Annotated in this window: 19 protein-coding genes, 1 other RNA gene, 1 pseudogene and 1 other annotated feature; of the genes and pseudogenes, 4 read left to right on the forward strand and 17 right to left on the reverse strand. The window is 39.8% G+C overall.

The features are described from left to right. Positions 1-9: 9 nt before the first annotated feature. The 3 genes from FCJ93_RS17045 to FCJ93_RS17055 all read right to left on the reverse strand — a co-directional run bounded on the left by FCJ93_RS17045 (position 10) and on the right by FCJ93_RS17055 (position 2,328). Positions 10-1,155, reverse strand: a complete 1,146-nt coding sequence (locus FCJ93_RS17045) for a cysteine desulfurase family protein (protein ID WP_137744251.1) — start codon at positions 1,153-1,155, stop codon at positions 10-12. Positions 1,156-1,222: 67 nt separating this feature from the next. Further along, positions 1,223-1,642, reverse strand: a complete 420-nt coding sequence (gene cymR, locus FCJ93_RS17050) for a cysteine metabolism transcriptional regulator CymR (RefSeq protein WP_137744252.1) — start codon at positions 1,640-1,642, stop codon at positions 1,223-1,225. After that, a complete protein-coding gene (locus FCJ93_RS17055) occupies positions 1,639-2,328 on the reverse strand; it encodes a YczE/YyaS/YitT family protein (RefSeq protein ID WP_137744253.1) in 690 nt (229 codons plus the stop codon). Before FCJ93_RS17055 ends, cymR begins: the two co-directional genes overlap by 4 nt. 377 nt (positions 2,329-2,705) lie before the next feature. Here FCJ93_RS17055 and FCJ93_RS17060 point away from each other — a divergent pair, with 377 nt between their 5' ends. Beyond that, positions 2,706-3,977, forward strand: coding sequence for a replication-associated recombination protein A (locus FCJ93_RS17060; protein ID WP_095307061.1), 1,272 nt, complete (start codon positions 2,706-2,708; stop codon positions 3,975-3,977). Positions 3,978-4,214: 237 nt separating this feature from the next. Here the strand turns inward: FCJ93_RS17060 and FCJ93_RS17065 are convergent, their stop codons facing one another. From FCJ93_RS17065 to FCJ93_RS26030, 6 genes and pseudogenes are all read right to left on the reverse strand, one after another. Then, entirely contained in the window at positions 4,215-5,174 is a 960-nt protein-coding gene (locus tag FCJ93_RS17065) for an ABC transporter permease (protein WP_095307063.1), read from the reverse strand. Beyond that, positions 5,167-6,093, reverse strand: coding sequence for an ABC transporter ATP-binding protein (locus FCJ93_RS17070; RefSeq protein ID WP_095307065.1), 927 nt, complete (start codon positions 6,091-6,093; stop codon positions 5,167-5,169). Before FCJ93_RS17070 ends, FCJ93_RS17065 begins: the two co-directional genes overlap by 8 nt. Before the next feature lie 12 nt (positions 6,094-6,105). Next, positions 6,106-6,795: an ABC transporter ATP-binding protein gene (locus FCJ93_RS17075; RefSeq protein WP_095307067.1), complete on the reverse strand. Its 690-nt coding sequence runs from the start codon at positions 6,793-6,795 to the stop codon at positions 6,106-6,108. Further along, positions 6,792-7,163: a GntR family transcriptional regulator gene (locus FCJ93_RS17080; protein WP_095307069.1), complete on the reverse strand. Its 372-nt coding sequence runs from the start codon at positions 7,161-7,163 to the stop codon at positions 6,792-6,794. The genes FCJ93_RS17075 and FCJ93_RS17080 overlap by 4 nt, the downstream gene beginning before the upstream one ends. Positions 7,164-7,167: 4 nt before the next feature. Then, positions 7,168-7,932 (reverse strand): hypothetical protein, encoded by a 765-nt coding sequence (locus tag FCJ93_RS17085; protein ID WP_095307071.1) that lies wholly within the window; start codon positions 7,930-7,932, stop codon positions 7,168-7,170. Between the two features lie 255 nt (positions 7,933-8,187). Then, a pseudogene (locus FCJ93_RS26030) lies at positions 8,188-8,351 on the reverse strand (DDE-type integrase/transposase/recombinase); the annotation flags it as partial. A 611-nt stretch (positions 8,352-8,962) separates the two neighbouring features. On the opposite strand from FCJ93_RS26030, the gene FCJ93_RS17090 reads away from it, so the two are divergent. Continuing rightward, positions 8,963-9,463 carry a Myb-like DNA-binding domain-containing protein gene (locus FCJ93_RS17090; protein ID WP_095307146.1) on the forward strand — a complete coding sequence of 167 codons (501 nt, stop codon included), beginning with the start codon at positions 8,963-8,965 and terminating at the stop codon, positions 9,461-9,463. A 289-nt stretch (positions 9,464-9,752) separates the two neighbouring features. Here the strand turns inward: FCJ93_RS17090 and FCJ93_RS17095 are convergent, their stop codons facing one another. Beyond that, positions 9,753-10,520 (reverse strand): tRNA threonylcarbamoyladenosine dehydratase, encoded by a 768-nt coding sequence (locus tag FCJ93_RS17095; protein ID WP_095307152.1) that lies wholly within the window; start codon positions 10,518-10,520, stop codon positions 9,753-9,755. Between the two features lie 227 nt (positions 10,521-10,747). Between FCJ93_RS17095 and FCJ93_RS17100 the strand changes: the two genes are divergently transcribed. Further along, positions 10,748-11,965, forward strand: coding sequence for a dicarboxylate/amino acid:cation symporter (locus FCJ93_RS17100; protein ID WP_137744283.1), 1,218 nt, complete (start codon positions 10,748-10,750; stop codon positions 11,963-11,965). Between the two features lie 244 nt (positions 11,966-12,209). Here FCJ93_RS17100 and ssrS read toward each other — a convergent pair. The 4 genes from ssrS to FCJ93_RS25060 all read right to left on the reverse strand — a co-directional run bounded on the left by ssrS (position 12,210) and on the right by FCJ93_RS25060 (position 16,051). Beyond that, positions 12,210-12,395: non-coding RNA, 6S RNA (gene ssrS, locus FCJ93_RS17105), on the reverse strand. Positions 12,396-12,463: 68 nt separating this feature from the next. Beyond that, positions 12,464-14,230, reverse strand: coding sequence for an aspartate--tRNA ligase (gene aspS, locus FCJ93_RS17110; protein ID WP_095307164.1), 1,767 nt, complete (start codon positions 14,228-14,230; stop codon positions 12,464-12,466). Between the two features lie 11 nt (positions 14,231-14,241). Next, complete coding sequence (hisS, locus tag FCJ93_RS17115) at positions 14,242-15,513, reverse strand: histidine--tRNA ligase (protein WP_095307171.1); 1,272 nt, start codon at positions 15,511-15,513, stop codon at positions 14,242-14,244. Positions 15,514-15,577: 64 nt separating this feature from the next. After that, positions 15,578-15,816 (reverse strand) — a binding site (T-box leader). Positions 15,817-15,874: 58 nt separating this feature from the next. Next, positions 15,875-16,051, reverse strand: coding sequence for a hypothetical protein (locus FCJ93_RS25060; protein WP_170211341.1), 177 nt, complete (start codon positions 16,049-16,051; stop codon positions 15,875-15,877). A gap of 305 nt (positions 16,052-16,356) precedes the next feature. Here FCJ93_RS25060 and FCJ93_RS17120 point away from each other — a divergent pair, with 305 nt between their 5' ends. Continuing rightward, entirely contained in the window at positions 16,357-18,087 is a 1,731-nt protein-coding gene (locus tag FCJ93_RS17120; RefSeq protein ID WP_137744254.1) for an SH3 domain-containing protein, read from the forward strand. 189 nt (positions 18,088-18,276) lie between these two features. Here the strand turns inward: FCJ93_RS17120 and FCJ93_RS17125 are convergent, their stop codons facing one another. The 3 genes from FCJ93_RS17125 to FCJ93_RS17135 all read right to left on the reverse strand — a co-directional run bounded on the left by FCJ93_RS17125 (position 18,277) and on the right by FCJ93_RS17135 (position 21,345). Continuing rightward, positions 18,277-18,507 (reverse strand): hypothetical protein, encoded by a 231-nt coding sequence (locus tag FCJ93_RS17125; RefSeq protein WP_235879530.1) that lies wholly within the window; start codon positions 18,505-18,507, stop codon positions 18,277-18,279. 78 nt (positions 18,508-18,585) lie between these two features. Beyond that, a complete protein-coding gene (dtd, locus tag FCJ93_RS17130) occupies positions 18,586-19,026 on the reverse strand; it encodes a D-aminoacyl-tRNA deacylase (RefSeq protein ID WP_095307182.1) in 441 nt (146 codons plus the stop codon). Positions 19,027-19,149: 123 nt separating this feature from the next. Beyond that, positions 19,150-21,345 carry a RelA/SpoT family protein gene (locus tag FCJ93_RS17135; protein ID WP_095307188.1) on the reverse strand — a complete coding sequence of 732 codons (2,196 nt, stop codon included), beginning with the start codon at positions 21,343-21,345 and terminating at the stop codon, positions 19,150-19,152. Positions 21,346-21,565 lie beyond the last annotated feature (220 nt).

Consider the following 21,565-nt stretch of genomic DNA (forward strand, 5'->3'; position numbering starts at 1 on the left):
CCATTGCCATTATTTATTTGTTAGCCGCTTCACAATTTCTGCTGTCGTCTCCGCAACCTTTTGAATCTGGTCAGCAGTATTATATAGACCAAAGCTGAAGCGGATAGAATTTCGCAACTTTTCGGATTGACTACCGAACATCGCAACCAGGACATGTGATGGATCAATGCTGCCGGCCGTACAAGCTGAACCGCTTGAAACAGCCACTCCTGCTAAATCTAAATGAACAAGCATTGCTTCGACATTAATACCTGGGAAGCTTAAGTTTAAAACATGAGGGAGAGAATTTTCAAGTGATCCGTTTACGGAAAAATCGATCTCCTGTGTTTTTAGTTCATTGATTAATATTTCTTTATAGTGCTGATACTCTTTTACTCTCTCATCTCTTTTAAGTTGGGCTACTTTTACCGCTTCTTGAAAACCGGCAATCGAAGCGACATTTTCTGTGCCAGCACGTCTTTTTCTTTCTTGCTCACCGCCAAAAATAAGTGGAGACACTTTCACATCATTACGAATAAATAAAAACCCAATTCCTTTTGGGCCGTTAATTTTATGGGCCGACACGCTTAATAAATCAACATGTAATTCTCTGACATCGAGGTTAACCAATCCGTAAGCCTGTACGGCATCGGTATGAAGCAGGGCCCCGTGGCTTGTTAGCAGCGCGCCAATTTCTTTTATCGGCTGCAAAGTTCCGACCTCATTATTTCCATACATAATCGAAACAAGAATCGTATCTTCGCGCAAAGCTTTTTTTAAATCAGTAATTGAAATTGCCCCTGTAAAATCAACAGGTAAATATGTTACTTCAAAGCCTTTTTTCTCCAGCTGCTGACAAGTATGCAAAACAGCATGATGTTCAATTTGCGTCGTAATAATATGGTTTCCTTTTTCTTTATTCGCTTCAGCAACGCCGATCAAAGCATAATTATCTGCTTCCGTTCCACCACTCGTCATGATGATTTCATTCGGATGGGCGTTTATACTTTTGGCCAGCTGATCTCTTGCCTCATCAACAATATGTCTAGCTTCACGGCCATAAGCATGGATGCTTGATGGGTTTCCGAATAGCTGACTCATCACTTTTGTCATCACTTCAATCACCTGCGGATGCATCGGAGCAGTGGCAGCATGATCTACATAAATCCGTTCCAATCTCATTCACCTACTAACTTCGAAATGAAGAAAAAATTATTTGCTCACCAATATTATTTAACAAGACTTAAATATAAAACATATATGCGTCAGACTCTCCATCATCCGTATGGTTCGCTAAATCCTCTAACGTTGTATTTTCTAAAACATCCTTCACTGCATCGCGAATCCGTATCCATAATTCCCTTTTCGCCGGTTCTTCATCTTCAATGCCTTCAACCGGAGTAATCGGCCCTTCTAATACACGAATAATATCCCCTGAAGTAATTTTCGCCGGTTCATCTGCTAATACGTAGCCACCGTACGCACCTCGAATGCTTTTAACTAAGCCCGCATTTCTTAAAGGGGCAATTAATTGCTCTAAATAATGTTCTGACAAATCATTGGCTTGGGCAATCGCCTTTAAGGAGATTGGTCCATCTCCGTGCTTTTTAGCTAATTCGATCATAATCGTCAACCCGTAGCGTCCTTTTGTTGAAATTTTCATAAACTCGCACCTCGTTTTGATTCAGTTTTTGAATGTTCTACAACCATCTTTTTTTCTTTTAAAGAGGACAGCCAGTATTCTGTGAATTTGTGGCATTGAGGCAGACAAATGCCTGCCAACGGCCCAATCAATAAGCCGATGACGATCGTACCCCAAAAGATTGGTCCGCCGAGCCACCAACCGACAAGGAGCACAAAAATTTCCATCACACCTCTTACATTGCGTACTTTCCAGCCCGTTTTTGATGTCAAAGCGATCATGAGGCTATCTCGTGGGCCTGCACCAAATTGCGCTGAAATGTAAAGTCCCATTCCATATCCATTAAGAAGTAAACCAATCGTAAACATGAGAAGTTTGCCCATCAGTCCCTCTGGTGTATGTAAAAAAGGAAGGAGAAAATACATATCAATAAAGAGACCAACAAGAACCATATTTAAGAAAGCTCCAACTTGTGGAAATTCCTTTGATATAATAGCAGCCGCTAGTAAAATAAACATGCCGACAATCACTGACCAGCTACCAATTGTTAAGCCTAATTGATAGTATAACCCTACGTGCAATACATCCCAAGGTGTGGCTCCTAAGTCTGCTTTAATCAATAATACAAGACCTAAAGACATAATTAATAATCCTAAAATATATATAGCAAATCTTGGACCCACTTGCCCTTTTCTTCGATTTCTCATCGCTGTAATCCCCATTCTTCAACACAGATGATTCGTTTACCGAAGGACCCATGCTATCTTTCATATAAATATTACCAAAAACCTGATTAATTTGATAGGCAATAGCCATTATAGCACAACTTAATAAGTCATGCGGATAAGACAAGCTAGATTTTTGACTCATTTAAGCTCTACAACATGAAAAGTGGGAGAAAGCTCACTTTTCATGTTGCCAGAGCCAACCTTTCACTATGGCTGAAAGGGGTGTGAAATCAAGGCTTTGCACGAAATGAGCCAAAAATCGTTTTTTTCCCATCCTCTCTCATCAGTATGCAAATGTATGTTCCACATGTTATGGTTAAAGAAATAAATCACTTTAAGAAAATGGAGAGATTGGAATGAATGTGAAGCCCCTTGCCTTTCGTATGAGACCGAGAACAATTGATGAAATCATCGGCCAAAAACATCTCGTTGGAGAAGGAAAAATCATTCACCGCATGGTTAAAGCAAAACAACTTTCCTCAATGATCCTCTATGGGCCACCGGGAATTGGAAAAACTTCCATCGCCAGTGCGATCGCGGGGAGTACTCAATTTGCTTTTCGCATGCTAAATGCGGTGACCAATAATAAAAAAGACTTAGAAATTGTTGCAGCCGAGGCGAAAATGTCTGGTAAGGTTATTTTGCTTTTAGATGAGGTTCATCGACTTGATAAAGGAAAACAGGATTTCCTTCTCCCCCATCTTGAAAATGGTTCGATTGTTTTAATTGGAGCAACGACAAGCAATCCATATCATGCCATTAATCCGGCGATTCGCAGCCGCTGTCAAATTTTTGAACTGAGACCGTTAGAAAGCGGAGAAATTGTTGAAGCATTAAAGCGGGCAATAGCTGATCAGGAAAGAGGACTTGGTCATTATCTGATCGATATTTCTGAGGAAGCACTGATCCATCTCGCAACAGCTTCGAACGGCGATGTTCGCAGTTCATTAAATGCACTTGAGCTTGCCGTTGTTTCAACAGAGAAGGATGAGAAGGGAACGATCCATATTGACCTTGCTGTCGCAGAGGAATGTATGCAAAAGAAAAGCTTCACCCATGATAAAGACGGCGATGGACACTACGACGTGCTCTCCGCCTTTCAAAAGTCTATTCGCGGCAGTGATGTCAATGCTGCCCTCCATTACTTAGCACGCCTCATTGAAGCTGGTGATTTACAAAGCATCAGCAGGAGGCTGCTTGTTATTGCGTATGAGGATATTGGCCTTGCCAGTCCCCAAGCAGGGGCGAGAACTCTTGCTGCGATTGAAACTGCTGAGCGAATTGGATTCCCTGAAGCAAGAATTCCCTTAGCCAACGCAGTAATAGAGCTCTGCTTATCACCTAAATCAAATTCAGCGATCATTGCCATTGATCAGGCGATATCCGATTTACGCAAGGGAATCAGCGGGGAGGTTCCAGATCATTTAAAGGACGCCCATTACAAGGGAGCAGCAGAACTAGGTCGGGGCCTAGAATATTTGTATCCTCATGATTATGAAAATGGCTGGGTCAAGCAACAATATTTGCCCGACCGTATTAAAAATAAGATCTATTATGAACCGAAACGGACAGGAAAGTTTGAACAAGCTTTAGCAACTGTCTATGAAAACCTATCAAAAAAAGGATGAGTCAAGAGCAAAAACGCGGGGAGTGTCTACGGAACAACCGGAAGCAAATTGTTCCTGTAATGTTTATTCTAACAAGCTTTCCTTGGTGCTCAAGCTGGAACCCTTGGAAACCTGCACTGCTACCGTCTCCAGTTTACTTATCGTAGGTTGCAATAATAAATCCAATGTTCGTGCTTCTTAGACTAGATTCGCTTATTGAGTTAAAAAAAACCGCACAAATGCGGTTTTTTGTTTGAACTATGCTGCGACATCGCGTTTTTTGAAAACTAGATGGGCAAGTAATTGAAATAGGATAAAATAAACGACAAGAACTATAATCGAAAACGGCAATGTCATTCCTTCCACTAATGGAGAGCCTTCAAAATATTGCGTTAAGTCAGTATTAGCAAATAAAATATATTTCGCCCAATCGTATTTCATTGCAACTAGGCTTGTAAGCTGTGCTCCGGTAAACATAAGGAAAAGAGAAATTCCAATCGCCAATGAACTGCTTCTAAAAACGGCTGAAATCATAAATGCCATCGTCGCAAGCATGAGCATATTTACAGAGTTTAAACCGTAGGAACTTAACAGATGCATAAACATACTTTGTTCTGTTACCGTTCCTTGATGATAGTTTAAATACGGACTAGCATTCTCAGGTCCCCCAAATAAAATAAAACCAAGTACAGTTGAGTAACTAAAACATAAAGCAACAACAATTAGAGCAAAAATAAGAACAGTTAAATACTTAGCCACTAAAATTCTTGACCTGCTTACTGGTCGGATAAGCAGAAGCTTTATCGTACCCCAGTTGAATTCACTGGCGACGATTCCCGCCGCAATGATAATCGTAAACATTCCTGCTAACTCGATAATCGATACATTGTCGCTGACAAATTCCCAAACGGAATACGCGCTGTTTGGAGAAAGCCCATGTTCAATACGATATTCATTAATCGCTATTTGCCGCTTATAATAAGTAATTTGTGAATCCGGAACCTGACCTTCTAATTCGGCAACCTGCTTTTCTAAGTTTGTGTTTTCCAATTGCAAGCCTTGTTTCCATTCAGAATTATCTGGAACTGTTCCACCACTTTCCTGATATTTTACAAAGGCTCCTACAACCGTGACGATTAAAATAAGTAACCCAATCATTACATATGTTCCAGATCGCTTGAAAATTTTCAATAATTCATTTTGAACTAATTTATACATGGGCGACACCTTCTTTTTCTTTTGTAATCTCTAAGAATCGCTCCTCTAAAGATTTTGTCACTTCTTCTATTCCGTATAAAGAGATGTCTTCACTGACAAAAATTTTCACAATTGCCGGAATTTCCTCTCTTGTCATCGCCACGGCCACTCCCTCAGACGTTATCTCAACAGAAAGCTGAGGATGTGAATGTTTAAGAAGCTCTTTTGCTTTCTCCTTTTCAATGAGTTCGAATTGATACACTTTTTCTGCCCCATTGATGAAATCATGAACAAGTTGAACATCAACTAGCATACCTTGCTGAATGATTCCAATTCGATCACACATCATTTCCATTTCCGATAATAAATGACTGGACACAATGACAGCCATATTCCTTTCCCGTGCAAGCATCCTAATATGATCTCTTATTTCTCTAATACCGGCAGGGTCGAGTCCGTTTGTCGGTTCGTCCAGGATTAACACGTCTGGGTCATGGAGCAAACATTGTGCTAAACCAAGACGCTGCCTCATACCGAGAGAATAAGTTTTAACCTTGTCTTTAATTCTATCCGTTAAGCCAACCAATTCTACAACCTCATCAATTTTTTCCTTAGATACATTTGCAGACATTCTGGCAAAATGGAGAAGATTATCATAGCCACTCATGAATTTATACATTTCCGGGTTTTCTACAATTGCTCCTACATGACTTACTGCTTTTTCAAAATCGGTCCGAATACTGTGACCTGCAATTTTGATATCACCTTCAGTAATTCCAATCAACCCTACGATCATCCGAATCGTTGTCGTCTTACCCGCACCATTCGGGCCCAGAAAACCAAAAACCTCTCCGCGATTGACATCAAAGCTGATTTGATCGATGATTTTCCTACCTTTAATTTGTTTTGTCACATTTTGAATTTCAATTACCGCTTCCATTGTTAGCTCCTTTTAAGCAAAAATTTTTTTCATCCACTCTAACACAGATAGCCCTTTTGATTCTCGCAGCTCTTCCACATTTTCTACAGCAACGATTTGACCGTTTTGAATGGCAATCACTTCATCAAGAAGCATCTCAATTTCATCGATTTCATGTGTCGCAATAACGACCGTTTGCTCGTTAAAATCGATATAGGACAATAACCCTTTAACAATCGATTCTCTGACCATTGGATCAAGACCTGAAAATGGTTCATCCAATAAAAGAACAGGGGCGGTGCGAGCTAAAGTGAGAACAAGCTTCAATCTCCCACGATTTCCCTTTGAAAGCTGCTTTAGCTTTTTCTTTGGGTCCAGCTTCATAAAAGCCAATAGCTCATTGGCTCGATCCATATTAAAATCAGGGAATTGGGTAGCTGAGAATGCGATCATATCTTTTACAGTAAAAGTTGGATAGAAAAAATCAAGCTCTGATAAATAAGCGACTTCTTTCGCAATTTTTCGTTCTACCTTTTTTCCATTCACCGTAATGGAGCCACTTGCAGGAAAAACAAGACCTGCTATCATTTTTAATGTAGTTGATTTGCCGCTACCGTTCGGACCTATAAACCCATAAATTTTTCCTTTTTCCAGTGAAAAAGAGATACCTTCTACAGCCGCTTCACCACCGTACTTTTTTGACACTTCCTCAACCTTAATCATTTGCCACCCTCCCTATCAATATAATTTTGCAAGCCCTTCAGCATTTCTTCCTGTGTAAACCCTAATTCTTTCATGTTGTGAACAAAAGCAGCGATCATATCGGTTTGCAACTTTTCTTTTAAATCGACAATAACTTCATTAACTTCCGTGACGAATGTTCCTTGTCCTCTTCTCGATTCCACGATTTCCATCCTCTCCATTTCACTATACGTTCTCTGAATGGTATTTGGATTCACCCCAGTTTTAATTGCCATTTCTCTGACTGATGGAAGCTTTTCACCCGGCTTGATATCTCCCCGAACAATTTGATGACTAATTTTATCAACAATTTGCATATAAATAGGTTTTGATGCTTGAAAATCTTCCATTCTGCTACACCTCCACTTTCCTTTCTAATAACAAAACAGATATTAGAAATACTGCGATCGCCGTAACAACATGTAGAGCAATGGAAACTAAATTAATCTGACCAACCGTCCCTGTCATATCAACGAATTGTGAACTAAAAATATTAAGTTGCACTGTACCTTTTTCTTGAATGACCTCGAACACTTTCGTTTCTGCCAGATAATTGCTAACCGTACTAATTACAATCCATACGACTAGTAAAACAAGCCAGCGAATTCTACTTAGAAATGGGATCCCCTTCAAAGAATGATAGAGTGTCCAGTAAAATAGCAACCAAACGCTAATATAAATTCCAGTTAATGTAACGCCACCAATAACAAGCAAGAGATGATTATTTAACACCTCAGTCATACCGTACAGGTCTTCGGAAATCTCCGTCGTTGAAATAGCAAATTGCAACAATAGAAAGGTCGCTAGCAGTGAAGCAGAGTAATAAGTCAAGGCCGCTCCCAATTTAGATAAGAAAAGCTTTATTCCACCGTTTGGGTTGTGAAGCCATAATTGACTTTGCCCCTCTAATTGCAATGAAGTAAATAATATTACGGGAAGATATAAGACATGCAGAACCAATATGGCAAAAAAGAATATGAGCGGTACAAGTGGTTCCCCAAAATATCCCCTTAACCCATAAGCAAACACCACTATTAAAAACAAAAGACCCATTCCAATTAGAAAATTGCCTTTCGATATTTTTAAATCCTTTAAATATAAACCTTTAAATGCTAACATGATAACTCTCTCCTCGCGACTTAGTGTTCTAGTTAAATAATACACTGGTACTTTTTATAATGCAACATAAATTTATTTTTATTTTCCGATGCTAGGAATTTACGACACTTTACATAGATTCAATTTCTTTCGGTGACGATAAGAATAACAACATCAGGGTAGTGTCAAAAGTTCTATGAAAACTACCTAGATGTTTAGGTTCTCTTCCAGTTATTGAGTGGGAGGTCACGCAATCGCTAAAACTCAAGGGCTCTGCTAAACAAAAAGTGAGGCAGACCTCTGTTGGGGAATCCATTGTTGAGCGAACCCAATGAGTTTTGTCCATCGAGCTGGCATCGTTGGCAAGCTTGATAACTCTGGATGAATAACAGGTACTTTCCTTTTAGGGGTTCATGAGGACGTAGAAAACTGAAAAAAGCAAAGTGTGTCCTCATAGAGGGTTCATGGGGACAAAGAAAGCTGAAAAAAAGCAAAGTGTGTCCTCATAGAGGGTTCATGGGGACAAAGAAAGCTGAAAAAAAGCAAAGTGTGTCCTCATAGGGGGTTCATGGGGACAAAGAACGCCAAAATTAAACAAAGCGTGTCCTCATAAAGCGGTCATGGGGACAAAGAACGCCAAAATTAAACAAAGCGTGTCCTCATAAAGCGGTCATGAGGACAAAGAACGCTAAAAAAAAGCTAACCTTGTCCTCATAGGGGGTTCATGGGGACAAAGAAAGCTGAAAAAAAGCAAAGTGTGTCCTCATAGAGGGTTCATGGGGACAGAGAACGCCAAAAAAAAGCAAAATGTGTCCTCATAAAGAGTCCATGGGGACAAAGAAAGCTGAAAAAAGCAAAGTGTGTCCTCATAGAGGGTTCATGGGGACAAAGAACGCCAATTTAGGATTTTAGTGTCGTGTGGTAACCTCACTCTTGCCTAAAATTCAGGGGGTGGCCATTTTTTTGCTTATAAAGCCCTCTATCTAGGTATTCTATAACCTATTTCTTATAAAAGTTTTGACAATACGGACATCAGTTAAGGAGTGAAAATATGAAAAACAGAAGGGAAAAATGGACAGACGAAGACCATCATCTATTAAAAAAAATTGTACTTGAACATGTGCAATTAGGAGCTACCAAAACGGCTGCTTTTAAAAAAGCTGCAGCCCTCTTAGGAAGAACACCTGCGGCCTGCAGTCACCGCTGGAATCATGTTTTATGTAAGGAGGAAAAGACTTCCTCCACTCCGACAGCGCAACTCCAGCTTCCCGCACCTGAAAAAAGTGACCCTCCAGCGCCAGACCCTTTAACATTGGATACCGTTGTTCAATATTTACAAACGTTAGCACAGGAAGAATCACATGCAGCGCTCGCTGAAGAACATAAAAAACTAAAAGCAGAGCATGTTGCTCTAAAAAACAAGGCGGCGGCTTTAAAAAAATTATATAACGAGAAAAAAGAGCAAAATCAGAAGCTGACGCGGCAATACGAAACAATTGCTAGAATTTTAAGCGAAACTGAATCTCTTTTAGGAGAGCATATTGCTCATTAACGAGGGGATGACGTTTTTTTATGGTCCAAACGAGGCTGTGAGGGCAAATTTCACTAGTATCTGTCTTCCGCTTCTTCAGTGGACAGTACGAATCACCCTATTCTTTCATACAAACTTTCTCCGAGGGACTGCCTTCATTAAACAATTACTTTAATACAACAAAGAAAAGCAAGTGGGGGAAAATGAGGACATTGTCTCCACTTGCTTTAGCTAAAAAGGTTTGCAGCCCCATGCCATGCTGCTGATAATATACGGCTGAACTGTGCATTTTTGTCTACTCTACGCTAACCTAATTTTCATCCTTTACCCGCTGAATTTTAATATCCTTTAATAATTCTCTGACGACATAGCTCGCCATAATTAATCCCGATACAGACGGTACAAAGGCATTGGAGGCTGGTGGCATTTTCGCCTTTCTAATTGGAGCATCCTCTTTACCGACAACCTTCCTCACATCCTCACGAATAACGACAGGGCTCTCATCTGAGAACACAACTGGAATTCCTTTTCTAATCCCTTCTTTTCGTAATTTTGTACGAATAACTTTAGCAATTGGGTCCGTATGTGTTTTCGAAATATCCGCAATTTGAAAACGAGTCGGATCCATCTTATTTGCCGCACCCATACTTGAAATAATCGGAATATTTCTCTTTAAGCATTCTTTCATTAAGTGAATTTTATAAACAATCGTGTCCGAAGCATCAACAACAAAATCAAGCCCATACTCAAAAATTTGCTCATACGTTTCTTCCGTATAGAACATTTTTAAAGCAATAACCTCGCACTCAGGATTAATGTCTTTAATTCTCTCTTTCATTAAATCCGCTTTCGGTTTCCCGACTGTGGAAAGAAGGGCGATAATTTGTCGATTGACATTCGTAATATCAACATCATCTTTATCAATTAAAATAAGACGTCCGACTCCTGACCGAGCCAGTGCTTCAGCGGCAAAGGAACCTACTCCGCCGATTCCCAATACTGCCACTGTACTATTTTTCATAATTTTTAATCCTTCTGTTCCAATGGCAAGTTCATTTCTTGAAAACTGATGTAACATCTATTAACCACTCCATATTCAGTTTAAAAACATTTTGGTTCTATTTTTACCCGTAAAGAATATACCATACTTTATCCTATTTAGCATCTAGAGGTGAAAATTGCGGTTCAATCCATAGCATGAATGCGCAAAGAACAATATTGCGAAAATAAGCAAAAATACCATTGAAATATGGTACCATTAGAGAGCCATGAAAGTCAGGGAGGAAGGAATTCATGAAAGCAATATTGAAAAACTATCGCTTCCCTATCATACTACTGAGTTCAGTCATTATCGGAAGCATATTAGGAATCAACATGGGTGCACAGGCAGAAGTTATCAAACCTTTAGGTGATATCTTTCTAAATTTGATGTTCACACTTGTAGTACCTTTAGTCTTTTTTGCAACTACATCGGCTATTGCTAATATGGGAAGTGGGCAAAGATTCAAAAAGGTCATGTCATCTACATTTATTGTTTTTTTAGGGACAGGACTAATTGCAGCCTTGGTGATGGTAGGTGCAGTAAAAATGTTCCCAGGTGCAACAGATATGAATGTTGAATTAACTAAACCAGAATCTATCGAAACTATATCAGCTGGAGAACAACTTGTAGGAATCTTTACTACCGACAACTTCATCGAATTATTTAGTAGAGAACACATGCTAGCTCTTATATTTTTCTCATTACTGCTTGGTTTTGCCATAACAAAGGTTGGAGAAAAAGCGAAACCCCTTGCGATTTTTATGAATGCCGGAACAATTGTCTTAACGAAAATGGTGAACCTAGTCATGTACTACGCTCCCATTGGATTAGGAGCATATTTCGCTTATTTGGTGGGAACATTTGGGACAAATTTACTCGAAACATACATGAAAACAGCTATTTTGTATTTTATCGTAGCAGCAGTATTTTTTGTGGTTGCTTATACAAGTTATGCATTTCTATCAGGAGGTAAAAAAGGAATTAAATTGTTTTGGAGTCACATGCTCTCACCAACCGTTACTTCATTAGCAACTTGTAGCAGTATGGCATCTCTTCCTGTAAATCTTGAAGCAACAGAGAAGATGAGGATTCCAAAAGATATCCGGGAAACCGTTATTCCACTAGGAGCTTCCATGCATAAAGATGGTTCTGTCTTAGGTGTCATTTTAAAAATCGCCGTCCTATTCAGCGTCTTCGATATGGATTTCTCTGGTTTCGGAACAATTGGACTTGCAATGTTAATTGCGGTTCTTGGAGGAACGGTAATGGGAGCTATTCCAAGTGGTGGGATGATTGCTGAAATGTTAATCATCAGTTTATATGGTTTTCCAATGGAGGCACTACCGATTATTGCAGCCATTAGCACCATCATCGATGCACCGGCAACTGCCTTAAACGTGACAGGAGATAATGCTTCTGCGATGTTGGTTTCAAGAAGGGTAGAAGGTAAGGATTGGATAGAAAAGGTGGAAGAAGTTTGATTCCTTTTAAATATAAATAGTATCGCACTGGGCTGTCCTAAAGCTTAGCTTTTCGGACAGCCTCTTTCTTAGTTTGACAAGAAACGTATTTAGTTTTAAAAGGCTTTGTTAAACAATATTACTGATATAACGATTTTTGGCTCATTTCGTATTGGATTAAGGTTTAAACGAAATAAGCGAGAAATCAACACTAATAAACCTAAAAAAAAATCATGCTTTGCGCATGAAGGTTTTTTCATATGTAAAGAGTCCCAATTGTGCCGTCGCTCGTTTATCCTTCGTTTTGAACCCGCACTCAGCAGGTGGGTGTTCTGTTCCGAGTGGTTGTAAGTCCTACTAAATAGGCATTTACTTCACGAGGAAACGCAAACTCCCGAAGGTAGTATGTTAGGTCAAAACATAGGGTTTACCACAAACACATCAGGACTCTTTATTTGTTTTAATCATAGCATATTCAGGCAGCCCTTTCAAGAAGGCTCCCTATGCATTTATTACCAATTACTTCTTTTTCAACGATAAATGGAGGTCGGAAAGCTGCGCTTCACTGACTTCACCAGGTGCTTCTGTTAACAAGCAGCTTGCGCTCGCCGTCTTCGGAAACGCAATCGTATCGCGAAGATTCGTTCGACCAGCAAGTAGCATAACAAGGCGATCCAATCCGAGAGCGATTCCGCCATGCGGTGGTGTCCCATATTCGAATGCTTCAAGTAAGAAACCGAACTGCTCTCTTGCTTCTTCTTCTGAAAAACCAAGAATTTTGAACATTTTTTCTTGTACTTCTTTTTCAAAAATACGAAGAGATCCCCCGCCTAGCTCATAGCCATTCAAAACTAAGTCATATGCTTGTGCTCTTACTGCACCCGGGTCAGTATCCAATAGTTGTAAGTCTTCTCGTACAGGCATTGTAAATGGATGATGAGCAGCAAAGTAGCGCCCAGCCTCTTCATCATATTCCAATAGCGGCCAATCAGTGACCCAAAGAAATTCAAACTTGCTTTGATCAATTAATTCAAGATCTTTTCCAAGCTTGAGGCGAAGAGCCCCTAAAGCGTCTGCGACGACCGTTTTCTTATCGGCTACGAATAGTAAGAGGTCGCCTGTCTCTACTTCTAATGCTGAGCGAATGCCCGCTGCTTCATCTTCAGAAATGAATTTTGAAATGGGTCCCTTTAATCCTTCTGCTTCAGCTTTCAGCCAAGCGAGACCTTTTGCACCATAGACTGCAACAAACTCTGTCAAAGCATCAATATCTTTTCTAGAATAAGCAGAAGCAGCACCCTTGACGTTGATCGCCTTCACTTGTCCTCCAGAGGAAACAGCACCTGCGAATACTTTGAAGCCAGATTCTTTCACAATCTCTGATAAATCGACTAGCTCAAGTCCGAAGCGAGTATCAGGCTTATCAGAACCAAAGCGTGCCATCGCTTCATCATAAGGCATGCGAGTGAATGGGATCGAAATATCCTGCCCTTTTACTTCCTTCATCATTGTCTTCATCATCGCTTCCATCATGGCAATGATATCATCTTGGCTTAAGAAGCTTGTCTCAATATCGATTTGTGTAAATTCAGGCTGCCTGTCTGCACGTAAATCTTCATCACGGAAGCAACGAGCAATTTGATAATACCGTTCAATTCCACCGACCATAAGCATCTGTTTAAAAAGCTGTGGCGATTGCGGTAGGGCATAGAATTCTCCTGGATGAACACGGCTCGGTACTAAATAATCCCGTGCCCCTTCAGGTGTGCTCTTCGTCAAAATGGGCGTCTCAATATCTAAGAAGCCTTCACTATCTAGAAAATCACGCACTACTTTAGTGACTTGATGACGCATTTTGAACGTCTCAAACATCACTGGACGCCGTAAATCTAGATAACGATATTTTAGACGGATATCTTCGGATACTTCAGACTTATTATCGATCGTAAAAGGAGGAGTTTTGGCCTCATTTATGATCGTTACCTTCTGTGCCTTTACTTCAATTTTTCCTGTCTTCACATTTTCGTTAATCGTTCCCTCTTCGCGCGCCACTACGATCCCATTTATATCAAGAACGTATTCGTTTCTAATCTTCTCTGCAATCGCGAGTGCTTCCGGTGATTCTTCAGGATTAAAGACGACCTGAATGATTCCGGTCCGATCACGTAAATCAATAAAAATGAGGCCGCCCAAGTCGCGGCGCTTTTGTACCCATCCCTTTAAAACGATTTGCTCTCCAATCGCTTGCTCTGGTACTTCTCCACAAAAATACGTTCTCCCGTACACAAAAACTCCTCCTATTCAACTGAAGCCTTAAATTGTTCAATAAATTGGTCAAGCGAATACTCCGTTTGCTCACCGGATGCTAATGACTTCACATTAATTTTATTTTCATTTAGCTCATTTTCTCCTAAAATTGCTACATATTTGGCTTTTAAGCGATCGGCTGCTTTAAACTGCGCTTTAATTTTTCGATTTAAGTAATCACGTTCTGCTGAAAAACCAGCGTTTCTAAGCTGATATAAAAGCTTTACAGTATATTCTTGAGCAGCTTCACCTAAACCTGCTAAATAGATATCAATACCTTCTGCTAATGGAAGCTCTACTTTTTCTGCTTCAAGAGCGGCAATAAGGCGTTCTATGCTTAAACCAAAACCAATCCCTGGTGTTTCTGGTCCACCAACCTCTTCGACTAAGCCGTTGTAGCGACCTCCGCCACATAAAGTAGTGATTGCACCAAACCCGTCTGCATCGCTCATAATTTCAAATGCTGTATGGTTATAATAATCCAATCCTCTTACTAAATTAGAATCGACCTCAAAGGGGATTTGAAGTGCTGTTAAATATTGTTGCACCTTCTCGAAATATGCTTGAGACTGGGCATTTAAAAATTCAAGAATGGAAGGTGCTGTTTTCATCAGCTCATGCTCCCTATCCTTTTTACAATCTAAAATTCTTAATGGATTGGTCGTGAGGCGATTTTGACAGTCGCTGCAAAATTCTCCAATTCGTGGCTGAAAATGTTGAATCAGCGCCTCTCTATGGGCATTTCGACTTTCTTTGTCACCAAGACTATTGATGACGATCTTCAGTTTTTTCAAGCCCATTTCTTGATATAAGCTATACGCTAATGAGATGACCTCTGCATCAATTGCTGGATCTGCGCTTCCTAAAGCTTCCACTCCAAATTGGACAAACTGACGAAAGCGACCGGCTTGCGGTCTTTCATAACGAAACATTGGCCCCATATAATAGAGCTTTACTGGCTGGTTAGCATAGCCGAACATTTTTTGTTCAACGAATGAGCGGACGACTCCAGCCGTTCCTTCAGGACGAAGCGTCAGGCTTCTGCCTCCTCTATCCTCAAATTCATACATTTCTTTTTGAACAATATCAGTTGTATCTCCCACGCTTCTTGTGAATAATTCTGTATGTTCAAATATCGGCGTGCGAATTTCCTTATATTGAAATTTCCCACAAAGCTCTCGAGCCTTTTCTTCAATGAGCTGCCATTTTTCTACTTGTCCAGGTAAAATATCCTGAGTTCCTCTTGGAATATTAATAGACATGAGAATCCTCCTCTGAAATCTTCCGAATAAAAATAAAAAACTCCCGTCCCTTGTATATAAATATACAAGGGACGAGAGATATAATCCCGTGGTGCCACCCTAATTGAAGACGTGCTATTACGCCATTCCACTTTGACAGTTAACGCCTGTTCACGTTCCTCTCCTACTAAAGAATCTTCTCTTTCAGAGCGAAGCCTACGGAGTGTTCTTTCATTAAGCCATTATGTAGGAATGCTTTCAGCCTGTGGCACTCCCTCTCTAATCATATGTATCTTAACTACTCTTCTCCATCAACGGTTATCATCTTCTCATACTTTATTTATATAATAATACGGAGCAAGACTGCAATTGTCAAGACTATTCATGAACGTTCTAACTGTTTCTTTAATTTTCGCACATCGTTCATCGTTAAGCCGAATTCAGATGCTAGCTCGATCATGCTTGAATTCTGTTCCTTTTGCAGAAAATCATGGAGATCAATGCCAAATAGTTGATTTTCACCTTGTTGAATCGTCGTTCCTTTATCACTAAACCTCATCGAAATCACCCTTCTTATTTTTTTCTCTCTCTATTGTTTCCATGAAGGATAGATAATTATCCTTTACTTAATGGATAAAACGATCACCGACATAGAACAAACCTTAAAAAAACAAAAAGATCGTGAAGCATGGACTTAACAAGTTTAGTCCGATCCCTTAGAATAGAAGAATGCAGAGAAACCAAATTATAGTAACCAAAATTCGAAATAACGGCAAAGTTCATGAAAATTGCCGAGCCTTTGAGAGAAAAGCAATAGCTTGTAACAAAGAAGGATACCTAGTATTTAGCGAAGGGAGACAGAGAATGCAGAGAAATAAATATTTGCCACTAATGCTTTGTCTTATACTTTTTTTATCATGTATTTTTCTGCCGCTTCAACCTGCTGCTGCAGGCACGGTACAAGTTGGCGAAGCGAACGTCAATGTCAGGGAAGGTCCGGGGCTTAGCTATAATGTCCTTAAAAAGGTAAATAAAGGGGATACCTTCTCCTTTATAAAACAAGAAGGCGATTGGTACCAAATCGATATCGGCTCAGGAAAGAAAGCATGGATTGCAAGCTGGCTTGTTACAAAAAAAGAGACGGTGGCACCTGCAGATGGAAGCATAAAGGGAAATGTTACAGCCAATAGCGTTAGAGTCAGAACCGGTCCTGGGACAAGCCACTCTGTACTTGGAGCTTTAAATAAGGGCGATACGGTGGAAATTCTTAAATCTGAAGCTAATTGGTATCAGGTTAATAGCAGCTTCGGAAAAGGCTGGATTTCAAAAGACTATTTACAAACAAAGAAGGAAACAACAACAGGAGGAAATATCGGGACAATTACCGCAACCTCCCTTAATGTCCGTTCAACTCCATCTACGCAAGGGCAATCTTTAGGAAGTCTGAAAAAAGGGGAACAAATAACCGTTCTCTCACATCATAACGGATGGATTGAAATTACATTTAAAAACCAACAAGCATGGATTAGCAGTGAATATGTAAAGCTTGAATCGGACACCGGTACTTCTGTTCCACCAGCTAAATCAAATTCAAACCTTTCTGGGATAACGGGGAGTGTCACGGCAGCTTCTCTAAATGTTAGAGATTCTGGTTCTTTAAATGGAAAAGTTATCGGCAGCGTTTCTAAAGGAGAGAGAGTTAAAATTCTTGAAGAAGTGAACGGTTGGGTGAAAATTGAACTTAATTCTGGCAAAAACGGCTGGATTGCTGGATGGTATATAGAGAAATCAATACCATCACAAGCCCCTTCTTCCAATAGTTCTCCAAAAAACAGCAGCTTAACGATTGACCATAATGGAACGAATATTCGGTCTGCTCCCGATTTAAGCGCAAAGGTAGTAGCAAGAGCAAATGCTGGAGACAAATTTTCAATTGTCAACATCCATAAGGATTGGTATGAAGTTAAATTAGCAAATGGAAAAAGTGGATATGTCGCTGGCTGGATTGTTACGGTTAGTAACGGTGTCCCTCAAATCAAAAAAATCGGAACAAGTAGCGATATAAAAAATCAGAAGATCATGATTGACCCTGGTCATGGGGGAAGAGACAACGGAGCAACAGGAGCCAAGGGAAGCCTCGAAAAAAACTTAACGTTAAAAACCGCCCAGCTTTTAGCGAATAAATTGAAAGCACAAGGGGCAAAAGTATTCATGACAAGGAGCAACGATCAATACCTTGCTCTCAGTTCCAGAGTGAGTATGGCTCACTATCAAAATGTTGATGCCTTTATAAGCCTTCACTATGACAGCATTGATAATTATACTGTCAAAGGAATGACAAGCTATTATTATCATTCACATCAGAAGGGACTAGCCTCAAGCATACATAATGCCGTCATCAAGCAAACCAAACTGAATGATCGCGGTGTTCGCCAAGGGGATTACCATGTCATTCGGGAAAATAAACAATTAGCTGTTTTACTGGAACTGGGGTATATAAGCAACCCGACAGAAGAACTGATGGTAAATACTTCCCAGTATCAAGAACAGGTCACCAATGCCATTGTCCAAGGCGTCGTGAGGTATTTTAAATAATAAAGATGAGGATTTCTGAAATGTCGCTGTAGAAAGGAAGAGGAGAAAAACGAATCGTTTTTCTCCTCTTCCTTTCTGTTTACTCGATTTTCAAACTTCATTTAACCAATTAAGGGGATTTTTTGTACTTTTTCCAAAAAAGAAGATCATAAAATCAGTTGATCATTGGCCTTCTGGACAGACCCTTTTCTAATTAACGAAAATGGCTTTAGTCCAAAAATATCCAAAAACCAATCGCAAACAGAATGACGGCAAAAATAAGACCGAATACAATTTGTAAGAGCAGCTGATTGAATTTTTTTGATCATTTCCAGCTTCTTGACTGTCTTTGAAAAAAGACAATAGACCTGAAGTAAATATAGCATCCCAAAGCTTCCATGTTTCATTATCTTTCTTCTTTTTGTCATTTTGATTGTCCATTTGAATCCTCCCTTCAATTTTTGAAGATTGGAAGAAGAGTTGAATCTCCTCAAAACGATTTTAAGGTCTTCACCTTATCTATTTACTTTCCAAAATAAGTGTCACCGGTCCATCATTTGTCAACTGTACATCCATCATTGCCCCGAATTGACCTGTTTCAACATGAATCCCCTGCTCTTCTAATAAACGATTAAAATGCTCGTATATCTTCTCTGCATGGTCAGGTTTCGCTGCATCCATAAAGTTTGGTCTTCGCCCTTTGCGGCAATCTCCATATAAGGTGAATTGGGAAACGGAAAGAATTTCGCCTCCTGCATCAAGTAAAGACAAGTTCATTTTCATATGCTCATCTTCAAAAACACGTAAATGGGCAATTTTTTCAGCTAAATACTTTGCGTCGTCTTCACTGTCTTCATGGGTGACACCCACTAAAAGAACATAACCCTTATTGATTTTTCCAACAACTTCTCCTGCAACCGTTACTTGCGCTTCCTTACTTCTTTGTACGACGATTCTCATAATATATTTACCTCCTCTAAAAAAAGAAAAGCTGTCACATTCTCGACAGCAGGGATTTTAGCACGGATTTATAATTAATGGATTTTTCACAATCGTTCTTTTAGCTCAACCGGATGAAAAAATCTAATTCATTATTCTTCGCACAGCATAAATATCTGGGATCTGTTTAATCCGGTCGACTACTTTTTGCAAATGAGCAACATTGACGATCATAATCGTCATGCTAATTATCGCCATTTTATTGCGATCCGACTTACCAGTTACAGCAGAGATATTGGTTTTCGTTTCACTGACAGCCTGCAATACTTCATTCAGCAATCCTCTTCGATCATATCCAGTGATTTCAATATCAACATTATATTCTTTACGATCATTTAAGGCTGTTTCCCATTCCACTGGAATGAGCCGTGCTTTCGCATCTGCCGTATCAATATTGGTACAATCTGAACGGTGAACAGAGACGCCGCGGCCTTTCGTAATGAATCCAACGATATCATCTCCTGGTACAGGACTACAGCATCTTGATAAACGTATCAGTAAATTATCAATCCCTGTTACTCTAACACCTGACTCTCGCTTTTTCTTTGTCGGGAATGATCTTAACTCATTGACCGCACTGGCAATCGTCGTTTCCTGTTCTAAATCTCGCTGCTTGCGCCATTTCTCTGTTAAACGATTCGCCACCTGGAGAGCTGTAATCCCGTTGTATCCAACAGCAGCATACATATCTTCCTCACTGAAAAAGTTAAATTTCTCAGCCACACGTTTAATATTTTCTGGCGTCAAAATTTCCTTTAATTCAAACTCCATATTGCGAATTTCTTTTTCAACAAGCTCGCGGCCTTTCTCTACATTCTCTTCTTTACGCTGTTTTTTGAAAAATTGTCTAATTTTATTTTTTGCCTGTGAAGTTTGCGCAAGCTTAATCCAATCCTGACTTGGTCCATAAGAGTGTTTGGATGTCAAAATCTCGACGATATCTCCTGTTTTCAGCTCGTAATCAAGGGTGACCATTTTTCCATTCACCTTTGCACCAATCGTTTTATTGCCGATCTCTGAATGAATACGATAAGCAAAGTCGATGGGAACGGAGCCAGCCGGTAATTCAATTACATCTCCTTTAGGGGTGAAGATAAAGACCATGTCGGAAAAAAGATCAATCTTCAACGATTCCATAAATTCTTCTGCATTTGAAGAATCATCCTGAAATTCGAGAATTTCTCTAAACCATGTGAGTTTATCATCTAAAGAAGAATTCTCATCAACTGTTTTCCCTTCTTTATATGCCCAGTGGGCTGCGATCCCAAACTCAGCAATTCGATGCATATCGAAGGTTCGAATTTGCACCTCGAGTGGATCACCCTTTGGTCCGATTACTGTTGTGTGAAGAGACTGATACATATTCGGTTTAGGCATGGCGATATAATCTTTAAATCTCCCAGGCATTGGTTTCCAGCAGGTGTGAATAATGCCAAGCACCGCGTAACAATCCTTTATACTGTTAACTACAATGCGAACGGCAAGCAAGTCGTAAATTTCATTGAACTGCTTATTTTGCAGTGCCATTTTTCGATAAATGCTGTAAATATGCTTCGGTCGTCCGGAAATATCCGCTTTGATCGCAACCTCATCCAATGCTGTACGCATCTCAACAACAACATCGTCTAAGTACTGCTCTCGTTCTGCCCGCTTTTTCTTCATTAAGTTTACAATGCGGTAATATTGCTGTGGATTTAAATAGCGAAGAGCTGTATCCTCCAGCTCCCATTTAATTTTTGAAATCCCTAAGCGATGAGCTAAAGGAGCAAATATTTCCAATGTTTCATTGGAAATACGCCGCTGTTTTTCAGCGGTTAAATGCTTCAATGTCCGCATATTGTGCAGTCTATCTGCTAACTTGATTAAGATCACGCGAATATCCTGAGCCATCGCAACAAACATTTTTCGATGGTTTTCCGCTTGTTGTTCCTCATGCGATTTATATTTAATTTTTCCTAGTTTTGTCACCCCGTCAACAAGCATTGCCACTTCATCATTAAAGACCTCACGAATATCGTCGAGCGTAACTTCAGTATCTTCCACAACATCGTGAAGAAAGCCGGCTGCGACCGTATCAGGGTCCATTTGTAAATCCGCGAGAATTCCAGCCACTTGGATTGGATGGATAACATACGGTTCTCCGGATTTTCTATATTGGTCACGATGAGCATGTCTAGCAAATTCATATGCTTTTTGAACAGTCTTGACATGTTCACCATTTAAATATTTCCTTGTTATTTCGATGACCTGTTCAGCTGTCAAAACTTGTTCATTGGCCATGTAATCACCTTATCTATCCTGAGGTATTTGTTTAACACATTTGATCGATTCTGTCATTCCTGTACAGATCACTTCTTTGTAAATAAAAAATAATATAATTGTTACTATTATCGAAAAAAAACAACGATATGTAAAGAGATTGAGCATTCTTTTTTCGAGAAAAGTAAGAATTTTGTCGAATTGCTTTACTTGCCCTTCACATAATGAATATAGAAAAAGA

Source organism: Robertmurraya siralis, from assembly GCF_005502275.1.
GTDB classification, from domain to species: Bacteria; Bacillota; Bacilli; order Bacillales; family Cytobacillaceae; genus Robertmurraya; species Robertmurraya siralis.